The organism is Streptomyces sp. B93, assembly GCF_018070565.1.
Taxonomy (GTDB): Bacteria; Actinomycetota; Actinomycetes; order Streptomycetales; family Streptomycetaceae; genus Streptomyces.
The window spans coordinates 19,994-33,072 of sequence record NZ_JAGPXL010000004.1 but is presented as its reverse complement, the minus strand read 5'-3'; the positions used below and the strand labels follow the sequence as shown (position 1 = coordinate 33,072).

The window sequence follows — 13,079 nt, the reverse complement described above, 5'->3', positions numbered from 1 at the left end:
GGGTTTGTGACGGTATAGGCGCTACCGTGCCCGCATGCAGATGAACACTCCGCCACGGAGCACGATCCGACTGACGCGCAGGGGACGCATTGCCCTCATCGCGACCGGGGCCGTCGTGGCCGGCACCGCCGTGGCGGTGCCGCTGCTGACCCTGGCCGACGACGACGAGGAGAAGCCCACCACCCTGGTGATCCCGGAGGGCTGGCGCGCCAGCCAGGTGTACACCGCCGTCGACAAGGCCCTCGCCCTGCCCGCGGGTACCACGAGGAAGTCCCTCGACAAGGCCCGGCTGAAACTGCCCAACGACGCCGAGGGCAACCCGGAGGGCTACCTGTACCCGGCGACGTATCCGCTCCAGGAGCAGTCCACTCCGGAGCAGTTGCTGTCACTGATGGTCGACACCGCCAACAAGAAGTTCAACGGCGCGCCCATCGCCGCGGGTGCGCAGCGCAATGCCATGAACGTCTATCAGGCCGTCACCATCGCCAGCATCGTCCAGGCCGAGGCCGCCACCAAGGAGGACATGGGGAAGGTGGCGCGGGTGGTCTTCAACCGCCTGGAGCGCGGCATGCCGCTCCAGATGGACTCCACCCTCAACTACGCGCTGAACCGCACCACGCTGAACACCACGGTCAGTGACACCCGTATCGACAGCCCTTACAACTCGTACCAGCGCATGGGCCTGCCGCCCACGCCCATCGACAACCCGGGCGAGGAGGCGGTGCGGGCCGCGATCAACCCGACACCGGGGGACTGGCTCTACTTCGTCACCGTCAAGCCCGGCGACACCCGCTTCACCGCCGACTACGCCGAGCACCAGCGCAACGTGGCCGAGTTCAACGCCCGGCAGAGGAGCGCCTCGCCCACCCGGGGGTGAGCCCACGGGGCATCACGCGGCGACCGGCTCCCCGGCCAGCAGCCGTCTGATGTCCCGTACGGCCGCCCGGCCCGCGCGGTTGGCGCCGATGGTGCTCGCCGAGGGACCGTAGCCGACCAGGTGGATCCGCGGATCGGCGACCGCCCGGGTGCCCTCGACCCGGATGCCGCCGCCCGGCTCGCGCAGCCGCAGCGGCGCGAGATGGTCGACGGAGGCGCGGAAGCCGGTCGCCCAGAGAATCACGTCTGCGCTCACATGCCGCCCGTCGTCCCACTCGACCCCGTCCGGGACGATCCTGTCGAACATCGGCTTCCGGTCCAGCACCCCGTTCGCCAGCCCTTCCCGGATCGCGTCGTTGAGCGGCAGCCCGGTCACCGACACCACGCTCCTCGGCGGCAGCCCCTGCTTCACCCGCTCCTCCACCAGCGCGACCGCCTGTCGTCCCGCGTCCTCGTCGAACGGGCCCTCGCGGAACTCCGGCGGCCGTCGGGTCACCCAGGTGGTGGCCGCCGCGTACGGGGCGATCTCCAGCAGGTGCTGGGTCCCGGACGTGCCGCCGCCCACCACGACGACCCGCTGTCCGGCGAAGGCCCGCGGCCCCGGGTACTGCGCGGTGTGCAGCTGCCGCCCGCCGAACGTCTCCTGGCCGGGGTAGCGCGGCCAGAACGGCCGCTCCCAGGTGCCGGTCGCGTTGATCAGGGCGCGCGTCGCCCAGGTCCCGGCCGAGGTCTCGACGAGCAGCCGCCCGTCACCGCCCTCCCGTACGGCCCGCACGTCGACGGGCCGCCGCACCCGCAGACCGAAGGCGCGCTCGTACGACGCGAAGTACTCGGCGATGACCTCCGAGGACGGCCGCGCCGGATCGGCCCCGGTCAGCTCCATCCCCGGCAGCGCGTGCATCCCGTGCACCTTGCCGTACGTCAGCGACGGCCACCGGAACTGCCAGGCGCCGCCGGGGCCGGGGGAGTGGTCCAGGGTCACGAAGTCACGGTCCGGCTCGTAGCCGGTGCGCCGCAGATGGTAGGCGGCGGACAGCCCGGCCTGACCGGCCCCGACGACCACGACCTCGACCTCATCCAGACCCGCACCCATATCGTTCACGTTTCTACTAACCGGCCGGAGGTCGCGGATCTTCCCACCGCGCCCCAGACCCGCCCGCCACTGCGCACCACGGCTGCCGCCATGGGCCAGGATGGGAGCCATGCCAGACGCGTTCACGACCCGAGTCCTGCACATCTCCTCCGGCGCCTCCGAAGCCGTGGTCGACCTCACCCGGGACTGCGAGAGCTTCCTGCGCGAGGTGGCCGGGGGCCGCGACGGCCTGCTCAACGTCTTCGTCCCGCATGCCACCGCCGGTGTCGCGATCATCGAGACGGGCGCGGGCAGCGACGACGACCTCCTCGCCGCCCTGCACACCCTCCTGCCCGCCGACGACCGCTGGCAGCACCGCCACGGCAGCCCCGGCCACGGCCGCGACCACGTCCTCCCCGCCTTCGTCCCACCCCACGCCACGCTCCCCGTCGTGGGCGGACGCCTGGAACTGGGGACCTGGCAGTCGGTGTGCCTGGTCGACACGAACAAGGACAATCCCGACCGTCAGGTGCGGCTGTCGTTCCTGGGCGGCGCCGACGCGGCCTGACCGTACGGCCCGGAACCAGAGCACGGCGTCCAGCGCGTCCCCCCCGCCCGACCGTCCAGCGCACAGTGCGACCGTCGCACGCCGGGGTCGTACGCGGTCCGGGCGCCGTACGCCCTTGTTGCGCTCGGCCGTTCGGGGGAAAGGCCGTTGCGCTTCTGGCGTGGTGCAAACAGGCGGGCGCGTACTGGTGGGACCGACGGGCCGCCCATCCCACTGTCGGGGGATGGCGGTCAGTGGTGCCCATCATCGATCACCTGAGGCAACAGCCCCCAGCAGTGCGGTGACACGAGGAGGCCCCTCGATCCAGTCCCGAACTCTGGAGGCCATCTTCATGCCTGCCACCCTTACCTTATTGACCACGTCGCCGAATCCCTCGGTCTTCGGTCAGCCGGTGACGCTGACCGCGACCATCATTCCGCTCGGCCTGGGGACTCCCACGGGGACGGTTACCTTCACCGTCTCCGGCGGTCCCACCGTGACGGCGCCCGTCGTGGGCGGTACCGCGACGGCGACGGTCAGCGACCTGTCCGTCGGAGGCCACCCGGTCACCGCCTCCTACAGCGGCGACGCCAACTTCACCCCGTCCAGGGGCGCCAACATCCAGATGGTCATCAAGGCGTCCACCCGGACGACGGTGACCTCGTCGCCGGATCCGTCGGACTTCGGCCAGCCGGTGACGATCACGGCGACGGTGGCGGCGGCCCCACCGGGGGCGGGCACGCCGACGGGCAGCGTCACGTTCGTCATCAGCGGGGGGCCGACGCTGACGGCGCCGCTGGTGGGCGGGACGGCGACCGTCACCACCGACTCGTTGAGCGTCGGCCCGCACACCATCACCGCGATCTACGGCGGGGACGCCAACTACCTGCCGTCGGCCGGAACGGACACGCACACCGTCCTGGGCAAGGCGGCGACCACCACCACGGTGACCTCCTCGCCGGACCCGTCGACGGTGGGCCAGCAGGTGAACTTCACCGCGACCGTGGCGACGGTGCCCCCAGGGCTGGGCACGCCCACGGGCACAGTGACCTTCACCTTCGGCGACGGCTCGCCGCCCGTGACGGTCCCCCTGGTCGGCGGGGCTGCCACGGCCAACCACACCTACACCAGCGCTACCGGCGGCACCCCGTACACGGTCACCGCGACCTACAGCGGGAACGCCAACCTCAACCCCTCCACGGGAACCGACACCCAGACCGTGCTGTCGGCGGCCACGACCACCACGGTGACCTCTTCGCCGGACCCGTCCGTGGTGGGGCAGCCGGTGGGCTTCACGGTGACGGTGGCGCCGGGCGCGGGCGTGCCGACGGGCACGGTCACTCTCGACTTCGGTGACGGTAGTCCGGGCGAGACGGTGACGTTGACGGGTGGCACGGCGACGGTGAGCCACACCTACACGTCCGCGACGGGCAGCCCGTTCGCGGTGACGGCCGCCTACGGTGGTGACGGGAGCTTCTCCCCGTCGACGGGCACGGACAGCCACTCCGTCGGCCCCTCGGCCACCACCACGACGGTCACCTCCACGCCGGACCCCTCGACGGTCGGCGAGGAGGTGACCATCACCGCGACGGTGGCACCGGCGGCACCCGCGACCGGCACCCCCACGGGGGCCGTCACCATCGACTTCGGCGACGGCACCCCGGCCGAGACGGTGACCCTGGTGGGCGGTACGGCGACGGTGACCCACGCCTACGCGAACACGACCGGCAGCCCGTTCACCATCACCGCCTCCTACGGCGGGGACGCCGACTTCACCGGCTCGACCGGCACGGACACCCAGACCGTGACGGCGGCCGGGACGACGGTCACCGTGACATCGGATCCGGACCCGTCGACGGTGGGGCAGCAGGTGTCGTTCACCGCAGCCGTCGCTCCCGTAGCGCCGGGGGCGGGGTCTCCGACGGGGACGGTCACCTTCGACTTCGGTGACGGCAGCGCGCCGGTGACGGCGCCGGTGGCCGGCGGTGCCGCGACGGTGACCCACACCTACACGACCGCGACCGGCAGCCCGTACGAGGTCACCGCGACCTACGGCGGCGACGCCAACTTCACCGCCTCGACCGGCACGGACACCCAGACCGTCGAGGTGGCGGCAACCGTCACCGCGGTCACCACCAGCCCCGACCCCTCGGTGGCCGGCCAACCGGTCGACGTCACGGTGGTGGTGTCCGTCGTGGCACCCGCGGTCGGGACACCGACCGGAGACGTGGTCGTCAGCTTCGGGGACGGGTCGCCCACCGAGACCGTGACGCTCGTGGGCGGGACGGCGACTCTCACCCACACCTACGCCAGCGCCGTGGGCAGCCCGTACACCGTCACGGCGGCCTATGCCGGGGACGCGGAGTTCGGCGCCTCCACCGGTACGGACACCCAGACCGTCGGCATCGCCGCGACGACCACCACGGTCACGTCGACGCCCGACCCGTCGAACTTCGGCGAGCAGGTGACGATCACCGCCACGGTGACTCCGGCCCCGCCCGGAGCCGGTACGCCCGGCGGGACGGTGTTCTTCGTCATCAGCGACGGACCGGTACTCAGCGCTCCGGTCGTGGCGGGCTCCGCCACGGTCTCGACCACTGCCATGACGACGGGCACCCACACCATCACCGCCATCTACACCGGCAACAGCAACTTCGGCCCGTCGGTGGGCACCGACACCCACACGGTGAACCAGTCGCCGACGACGACCGAGGTGACATCGGCTCCTGACCCGTCGGTGGTGGGCGAGCCGGTGACGTTGACGGCGTCGGTGGCGGCGGACGCTCCGGGCGCGGGGACCCCGACGGGGACGGTCGCCTTCGACTTCGGCGACGGTTCCATGCCGGTCACCGGATTCGTCGTGGGCGGGACGGCCACGGTCACCCACACCTACGCCACGGCGACCGGCAGCCCGTTCACCATCACGGCCACCTACGGCGGAGACACCAGCTTCGCGGGGTCGTCGGCCACTGACCCCCACTCGGTCGTCGCCGCGGACACCACGACCACGGTGACATCGGACCCCGACCCGTCGGTGGTGGGTGAGCCGGTGACGTTGACGGCGTCGGTGGCGGCGGACGCTCCGGGCGCCGGGGCCCCGACGGGGACGGTCACCTTCGACTTCGGTGACGGCAGCCCCGGCGCGACAGTGACCCTGGTGGGCGGGCTGGCGACGGCCACCCACGCATACGCCGCCACAGCGGGGAGCCCGTACACCGTCACCGCCACCTATGGCGGGAGCGGTGACTTCAACTCGTCGTCGGGTACCGACACCCAGACCGTGGGCCAGGCGTCGACGACGACCACGGTGACGTCGGACCCCGACCCGTCGGTGGTGGGCGAGCCGGTGACGTTGACGGCGTCGGTGGCGGCGGACGCTCCGGGCGCCGGGACTCCCACGGGGACGGTCACCTTCGACTTCGGCGACGGGGCACCGGCCGTCACCGCGACCCTCGTCGGCGGAACCGCGACGACCACCCACGCCTACACGGACGCGACGGGGAGCCCCTACACCATCAGCGTCTCCTACGGTGGGGACACGAACTTCGCCGCGTCGACCGGAACCGACACCCAGACCGTGGGCGAGGCTTCGACGACGACCGTGGTGACCTCGGGCCCTGACCCGTCCGTGGTCGGCGAGTTGGTCACGTTGACGGCGTCGGTGGCGGCGGACGCTCCGGGCGCCGGGATTCCGACGGGCACGGTCACGTTCGACTTCGGTGACGGTTCGGGGACGACGTCCGCGACGGTGGCAGGCGGGGTGGCCACGGCCACGCACGTCTACACGGACACCACGGGGAGCCCGTACACCATCACCGCCACCTACGACGGTGACGCCAGCTTCGCGGGGTCGACCGCGACGGACACCCAGACGGTGGACCAGGCCTCGACCACGGCGGAGGTGACCTCGAGTCCTGACCCGTCGGCGGTGGGCGAGTTGGTCACGGTGACGGCGTCGGTGGCGGCGGACGCTCCGGGCGCCGGGATTCCGACGGGCACGGTCACGTTCGACTTCGGTGACGGTTCGGGGACGACGTCCGCGACGGTGGCAGGCGGGGTGGCCACGGCCACGCACGTCTACACGGACGATGCGGGAAGTCCGTACACCATCACCGCCACCTACGACGGTGACGCCAGCTACACTGGGACCACCGCGACCGACACCCACGAGGTCACCGCCCCCTAGCAACCCGCGCACGGCAGCCGACGTGCGCCTCGACCGCCAGTGACGCCCGGCCGGCCTTCCCGGTCGGGCGTCACTGCACTGAGGCCGTGCCTCAGTCCTCCGGGGCCCGGAAGGTCACGTTCGTGAAGGAGTGGCCCTGGAGGACCGGGCCGTGTTGGGTGCCGCCGGTGATGGTGTTGCGAACGTGGCCCGTTGCCGGGGTCGGGTCGGTGAACTCCTCCACGAGGCAGCGGAGTTCGTCGACGGTGTCGGGGTTCTCCGTCAGCAGGCGGCGCAGGCGGAGTCGTAGCAGGGCTGTCGTGTCGGCGGTCAGGTCCGCGTCGTCGGGGGCGGCGAGGAGGGCGGTGCGGGACTCCTCCAGTTCGGCGGCGGTGGTCGGGTCGTCGCCGCCGCGGGTGAAGAGGCGTACCAGGCGGTGTCTGGCCTGTTCCCAGGTCTCGGTGACCATGAGGCCGACCATGGTGGTCGCTCCGGCACCGACGAGCGTCGCCAACTCCGGTTCCACTTTTCCCCCTTGGGATCTTCATTACCGCAGGTGTTCGTCTTTCGCAAACCCTGTCGTGTCGCCTCCAGTTGGCGGCTAGGTTCTCGCATGAATCACACAACGACAGGACGAGGAGCCTCCCCCCTGACCTTCTATCTCCCCTTCCGCTGGATGTGGTGACCCCCGGACCGGCTCCCGGGTGGGGGACTCAGGAGCCGGTCCACTCGAGGGCCCGGCAGGGACTCGCGCGGTTTTGCCGCTTCCGTGTCGGCGCCGAGGCTCCGGTACAGGGTGACCGCTTCCTCGGCGTACCCATGGGCCTGCTGGATGTCACCCGGGCGCAGCGCGGCGATGCCGGCGAGGCCCGCGAGGGCGTGGGCGATGCCCAGAGGGTACTCGGCGTTGCGGGCCACGCCGAGGGCCTGTTCGTAGCCCCGGGAGGCGAGTTCGAGCCGACCCGACTCGCGTTGGACCTCGGCCGCGCCGATCAGCGCCCGTAGTTTCTCGTAGGGGTTGTCGATGCTGGTGGTGGCGACCTGTTCCGCCATGGTGAGGCGCAGCAGCGCCTCGCCCCTGCGGCCGGACTCGGCGTGGGCCGTTCCCATGCGTGACCGCGCCTCCGACCTTCTGGTCGACGACCGCGCCCCAAGGCCGCGGTCGGCTACGCGAACCGTGAACTGGGCACCGGTCCCGTGGAGTTCAGCCCGGCCCGGTCACCCCGCAGCCAGGTCCCGCGGACGGCCGTCGCGAAGGCGGTGAGGGTTTCGTCCGGGTCCGCGGGGGCCGTCTCGTCGCCCTGCTGGGGCTCCGGGTCGGCGCCCGTGACGTCCTGGGCGACGACGGCGTCGGGGCGGTCGTCGGCCGGGCCGCGCTCGACGCCGCCGTCCGCGCCCTGGCGCAGCTGCCCCTCCCAGGGGGCGATCACGGCCTGGTGGAGCAGGGTGACGCTGTCGGCGGTCACCGCCGGGGCGTCGGTCCAGCAGCTCGCGTGCTCGTGCAGCACCTGTCCGGGCGCGCGGCCGAAGAGGCGGTCGACGGTCTCCGGGCCGCCGTCCGCCGCGGCGACGTCGTTCAGGTCGTAGGCGACGACGACGGTGTCCTCACGCCCGGCGGTGAAGGGTTCGGCCGGGAGCCCCAGGACCTCGGCGGCGGCGAGGCCGAGGATCCGGCTGCTGCGGTCCGGCAGCAGCGACACCGACCGCGGCTCTACCCCGGCGGCCGTCAGCAGCGCCTTCAGCCGCAGCAGACCGTGCAGACACTGGCCGGGGGTGTCCTGGAGGAAGGCGTAGCGGCCGGTCATCCCGGCGTCGAAACCGTGCGGGGAGAGGGTGCCGAGGACCGTGCCGCCGATCACGTACTGCCAGCCCCGCAGATCGGTGCCGTCCAGCGGGCTCGCGGTCGCCGCGGCCGTGGCGCGCTCCAGCATCCGGCGCTGCCGGTCCCGCGCGGGCACCCACTGCGGGTCCTCGGGGTCGGGCAGGAGCCCGTGCTGGCGCTGGGCGAGGGCGAGATCACCCGCCATGATCGCGTTGTACGCCAGCAGGTAGCGGTCCGGCCAGTCGACGAAGGTGTCCTCGTACCGGGTGAGCAGTTCCACGGCCTCCCGGTGGCGGTCCTCGCGTTCGTACGCCGACACCAGTTCCCGTACGACGACCAGTGCGTCGGGGTTGTGCCGCAGCACCTCCCGCAGCGCCGGGACGGCGAGGTGGGGCAGGCCGCGCTCGATGCAGGCGTACCCGAAGTCGTAGAGCGCGCGGGCGTTCTCCGGTCGGGCCGCGAGTGCCGTGGCGGCCTGCCGCAGGTCGTCGAAGCCCGCGGTCCCCGCGGCCCGGCCGACCACCAGGGCCACCTCGTCCAGGGGCAGGCTCTCCGTACCGGTCCGCAGGTGCCGCAGGGCGCCGGGGACGTCTCCGGCGTCCAGCAGCTCCCAGGCCTGGAGGAGTTCGGGGGTCTTGGGTCGGCGACCCTTGCGCGAGAACATACCCATGATCATGAGCGATCTCGGCGGCCGACCTCAATACGCTTGTTCGATACCGATGCGGTGTCGTTCCGGAACGACCGGTTCAGTGGCCGTCGGGAAGGCTCAGTCGCCGTCCCGCTCCGCGTCCCGCTGCTTGATCCGGGCGGCCTCCTTGCGGACCTCGGCCTGGGTGGCGCGCTCCTTCTCCAGCCACTCGGGCCGCTCCGCCTTCAGGGCCTCGATCTGCTCCGTGGTGAGCGCCTCGGTCACCCCGCCGCGGGCCAGACCGGCGATGGAGACACCGAGCTTCGCCGCGACGACCGGACGGGGGTGCGGGCCGGTGCGTCGCAGCTCCCGCAGCCACGCGGGCGGCTCGGCCTGGAGCTGGTTCAGCTCGGCGCGCGAGACGGTCCCCTGCTGGAACTCGGCGGGGGTGGCGGGGAGGTACACACCCAGCTTCTTCGCCGCGGTCGCGGGCTTCATCGTCTGGGTGCTCTGGTGCGACGTCATGCCGTCCAGACTATCCGCCGGACGGTGTGGCCCCGTACCGCCGCCGACGGCGTCCCCGCCGGCGGCGGGTAGCCTTGCGGGGTGACAGGCTCCGACACACCCCCCTCGTTCCGGCTGGCGTACGTCCCCGGGGCGACCCCCGGCAAGTGGGTGCGGATCTGGCACGAGCGGCTGCCCGACATTCCCCTGACCCTCGTCCAGGTCACGGCCGCGCAGGCGCCGGACGCGCTGCGCGACGGCACCGCGGACGCGGGGATCGTACGGCTGCCGGTGGACCGTACGGTCTTCAGCGCCATCCCCCTCTACACGGAGGAGACCGTCGCGGTCGTCCCCAAGGACCACCTGCTGACCGCGGCCGAGGAGGTGACCGTCGCCGACGTGGCCGACGAGGTCGTCCTCCACCCCCTCGACGACGTCCTCGGCTGGGAGCAGGGTCCGCCCGGCGAGCCCGCCTTCGAACGCCCCGCCACCACGGCGGACGCCGTCGAACTGGTCGCCGCGGGCATCGGCGTCCTCCTGGTGCCCCAGTCCCTGGCCCGGCTGCACCACCGCAAGGACCTGACCTACCGGCCGGTCGTGGACGCCCCGCAGTCGGGTGTCGCCCTGTCCTGGCCGGAGGAGGCGACCACCGAGCTGGTCGAGGAGTTCATCGGCATCGTGCGCGGCCGTACGGTCAACAGCACCCGCGGCCCCTCCCGGACCCAGCCCCAGCGCCGGGAGGAGAAACCGGCCCAGCGGAAGCCGACGGCGAGGAAGACCCCACGACCCGGCACCTCCAAGGGCACCCGCCGGGGCAGGCCCCGCCGCCGCTCCTGACCCGCGTCCGCGGCCTCCAGGGGACGTACGAGGCCCGCTGCGCCGTACGCAGCACCGCCTGGCCGTCGGCCCGGGGCAGCCGTCCCTCGGACACCCACGCGGCCACCACCGACCGCACCCGTGTGAGCAGCGTCCCCTTGTCGTCGAACGGCGCGCCCGCCCAGACCTCGTCGAGCAGGGTGGTGCCGTTGTCCCGCGTCGGATTGGCCACCCCGGAGTCGACGGTTCCGAAGACGACCGTCGGTTCCACGCGCCGGAAGTAGGCGTGCGTGGGATCCTCAGTCCCCTCGAAGAACGGGGCGAACGCGACGCCGTCCAGCGTGTGGTGGAGGGGGCGGCCGGGCACCGGGGCCAGACTGGGCAGCAGGTCGCCGGAGAGGGCGGCGTTGCCGTACAGCCCGAACTCCAGGTACGACGTCGCCGGGTCGCGGGCGACCAGGTTGACCGGCCCGAGGAAAGGGTCTGGAGGCCCGGGTCGTCGAGGGCGCGCTCCACCCGGAGCCGGAACGGCATGTCGATCCGCACGGTGTCGCCGTCCCGCCAGGTCCGTGCCACGCTGAAGTAGTTCCCCGGCACCGGAGCACCCTCCACCGCACGACCGTTGACGGTCACCCGGAACCCGGCGGTGGCCCAGGAGGGCACCCGCAGCCGCAGCGCGAAGGCGGCCGTGGTGTGGGCGCTGCCGTCGGACGCCTTGAAGTACACCGAGTCCTGGTACTTGGTGGCGCTCTCCATGCCTGCCGGTGCCCTCGCAGCAGGTCGTGCCCTGCTTGGGCGTGTAGTCGCGGACATGGCCGGGCGTGAGCCCGATGAAGTACGTGTAGTCCATTGAGCATGTTGTACGCGCAGCAGGTCTCGGCGGTGGTGTCGCCGAGCGTCCCCGCGATCGCCCCGCGCGCCCGCCAGAACTCGCCGGTGCTGGTGCCGCCGATGCCGTACATCCGCACCGGCACCACCATTCGCCAGAAGTTCCTGGCCGCGGTGAGGTAGCGCTCCTCGCCGGTCTCGTCGTACAGCCGGACCAGCCCGGTGAAGATCGGTATGTGCTGGTTAGCGTGGAGTCCGTCGAGGACGTCGGTGCCCGCGGCGCAGGCGTCGATGAGCCGGTCCAGGTCGAACAGACGGGCCAGCGCGAGGTGTTCGGCCCGGCCGGTGAGGGCGTGCAGATCGCAGATCGCCTCCACGATGCCGCCGTACTCGCCGCTGGAGAAGATCCCCCACATGCGCTGCCGGACCGCGTCGGGCAGTGGTGCCAGCCGGGAGTGCATCCAGTCGCCCATGCCGGACGCCAGGTCGAGCGCCCGCCCGTCCCTGGTCGCCAGATACGCGTCCAGCAGTCCGCGCAGGATCTTGTGCGCGGTGTAGTACGGCGCCCAGACCCGGTGGTAGCCGGAGCCGGTCATCGACTCCAGCTCGATGCACTGCGTCTCCGGGTACGCCGCCAGGAACCCGGGGTGACTGGGCCCGCCCCAGGTCCGCCGCAGGGTCGCGGTGCGGCCCCGTCCGGAGGCCTCGGCGAAGGTGCCCCCGCCGGTCTCCTCGAAGTCGTACGAGGCCAGGTCGCCGCGTCCGGCGGGGGTACCGGCGGCCGGGCCGTCCTGGAGCGCGCCGATCTCGGCGGCGGTCAGCGCGCGCGACCAGACGTTGAACTCGTCGAAGGCGCCCGCGCAGACCGGGTCGGCGGCGAAGTGCGAGCGGCCGAGCCAGTGGTGTGCCGGGGTGCCGAGGTCCGCGGGGGTCAGCGTCATGGCGGTGTCGCGGGCCACGGCCGTCCCGTCGACGTACAGCGTTCCGGTGCCGTCCGCGATCGTGACCGCGAGGTGGCTCCACCGGTCCAGCGGCAGCGGAGCGGTGCCGTCGATGCCCTGCTCGGCGCCGGGGTCGCCGGCGGTGAGGGCGAACCGGGGTACTCCGGCGGCGTTGCGGGCGGCGAGGTACGGATAGCGGGTGGTGTCGTCGCCGAAGTGGAGGACGCGGGCCCAGGAGCCGCCATGGCCGGGTCTGACCCAGGCCGAGAAGGTGACGGCGGGGGGCAGGGCGCCGACGGCCAGGTCGACGTACTGGTAGGAGCCGCGGAGCTGCTCGGTGGCGCGGCCGAACCTGCCCTCGGCGCTCAGCACGGCAGGAGCGTGGCGCAGTGCCGCGCGGACCTCGGTCAGCGCGCCGATCATCGTGCGCAGCCGGTCGGCGTGGAGCGGGTCGCCGGTGCCCGCGTGCGCCTGGGCGAGCATCGTCATGACGTGGCCGGGGTAGTGGCCGCGCAGATTGCCGTTGGCCTCGCCGTCCAGGCCCTCCCGGCCGCCGGGGGAGACCGCGCCGCCGGTGGGCACGTTGGCGTTGGCGCGGAAGACCTGGAGCAGCCGTTCGACGTCGTAGCCACGGGCGTAGTCGAGCATCAGACGGCGCTTGGCGGCGAAGATCCCGTCGCCGAGCGCCACCTCGTCGAGCGCGAAGGGCTGGACCGTCCAGGAACGTGGCGGGGGCAGCGGGACGGCGGCGGCGAGCACCGCGCTCTGGAGGAGGGCGCGCCGGGAGAGGGGCGGGGCCATGGGGTGCTCATCTGGTTCGCAAGTCGATGTTCGGGATATCGGACGTCGTGCGACTTGTCGACCGGGGGCCGTAGGGGTG

8 protein-coding genes and 2 pseudogenes are annotated in these 13,079 nt (G+C 72.5%); 4 read left to right on the top strand and 6 right to left on the bottom strand.

Translation table 11 applies throughout. The features are described 5' to 3' along the window. The first annotated feature begins 34 nt into the window (after positions 1-34). Complete coding sequence (mltG, locus tag KBY47_RS05290) at positions 35-877, top strand: endolytic transglycosylase MltG (protein ID WP_210919737.1); 843 nt, start codon at positions 35-37, stop codon at positions 875-877. A 12-nt stretch (positions 878-889) separates the two neighbouring features. Here the strand turns inward: mltG and KBY47_RS05285 are convergent, their stop codons facing one another. After that, positions 890-1,969, bottom strand: coding sequence for an NAD(P)-binding domain-containing protein (locus KBY47_RS05285; protein ID WP_210919735.1), 1,080 nt, complete (start codon positions 1,967-1,969; stop codon positions 890-892). 109 nt (positions 1,970-2,078) lie between these two features. Here KBY47_RS05285 and KBY47_RS05280 point away from each other — a divergent pair, with 109 nt between their 5' ends. Both KBY47_RS05280 and KBY47_RS36295 read left to right on the top strand, forming a co-directional pair. Continuing rightward, positions 2,079-2,516 (top strand): YjbQ family protein, encoded by a 438-nt coding sequence (locus tag KBY47_RS05280; RefSeq protein ID WP_210919734.1) that lies wholly within the window; start codon positions 2,079-2,081, stop codon positions 2,514-2,516. Positions 2,517-2,868: 352 nt separating this feature from the next. Next, positions 2,869-6,681, top strand: a complete 3,813-nt coding sequence (locus tag KBY47_RS36295) for an Ig-like domain-containing protein (RefSeq protein ID WP_247694260.1) — start codon at positions 2,869-2,871, stop codon at positions 6,679-6,681. A 91-nt stretch (positions 6,682-6,772) separates the two neighbouring features. Here KBY47_RS36295 and KBY47_RS05260 read toward each other — a convergent pair whose 3' ends face one another. The 4 genes and pseudogenes from KBY47_RS05260 to KBY47_RS05245 all read right to left on the bottom strand — a co-directional run bounded on the left by KBY47_RS05260 (position 6,773) and on the right by KBY47_RS05245 (position 9,635). Continuing rightward, entirely contained in the window at positions 6,773-7,186 is a 414-nt protein-coding gene (locus KBY47_RS05260) for a hypothetical protein (protein WP_210919732.1), read from the bottom strand. 131 nt (positions 7,187-7,317) lie between these two features. Next, positions 7,318-7,779: pseudogene (locus KBY47_RS05255) on the bottom strand (hypothetical protein); the annotation flags it as partial. Positions 7,780-7,826: 47 nt separating this feature from the next. Beyond that, on the bottom strand, positions 7,827-9,146 hold the full coding sequence (locus KBY47_RS05250; RefSeq protein ID WP_210919729.1) for a hypothetical protein: 1,320 nt from the start codon (positions 9,144-9,146) through the stop codon (positions 7,827-7,829). A 102-nt stretch (positions 9,147-9,248) separates the two neighbouring features. Further along, on the bottom strand, positions 9,249-9,635 hold the full coding sequence (locus KBY47_RS05245) for a DUF5997 family protein (RefSeq protein ID WP_210919727.1): 387 nt from the start codon (positions 9,633-9,635) through the stop codon (positions 9,249-9,251). Positions 9,636-9,716: 81 nt separating this feature from the next. On the opposite strand from KBY47_RS05245, the gene KBY47_RS05240 reads away from it, so the two are divergent. After that, a complete protein-coding gene (locus KBY47_RS05240) occupies positions 9,717-10,451 on the top strand; it encodes a LysR family substrate-binding domain-containing protein (protein WP_210919725.1) in 735 nt (244 codons plus the stop codon). Between the two features lie 19 nt (positions 10,452-10,470). Here KBY47_RS05240 and KBY47_RS05235 read toward each other — a convergent pair. Next, positions 10,471-13,000: pseudogene (locus KBY47_RS05235) on the bottom strand (beta-L-arabinofuranosidase domain-containing protein); the annotation flags it as partial. Positions 13,001-13,079: the final 79 nt, after the last annotated feature.

Excerpts from the sequence above, each read along its gene's own strand:
- KBY47_RS05285 (WP_210919735.1), bottom strand. The coding sequence starts at position 1,969 with ATGGGTGCGGGTCTGGATGAGGTCGAGGTCGTGGTCGTCGGGGCCGGT.
- mltG (WP_210919737.1), top strand. The coding sequence starts at position 35 with ATGCAGATGAACACTCCGCCACGGAGCACGATCCGACTGACGCGCAGG.
- KBY47_RS05245 (WP_210919727.1), bottom strand. The coding sequence starts at position 9,635 with ATGACGTCGCACCAGAGCACCCAGACGATGAAGCCCGCGACCGCGGCG.
- KBY47_RS05250 (WP_210919729.1), bottom strand. The coding sequence starts at position 9,146 with ATGTTCTCGCGCAAGGGTCGCCGACCCAAGACCCCCGAACTCCTCCAG.
- KBY47_RS05280 (WP_210919734.1), top strand. The coding sequence starts at position 2,079 with ATGCCAGACGCGTTCACGACCCGAGTCCTGCACATCTCCTCCGGCGCC.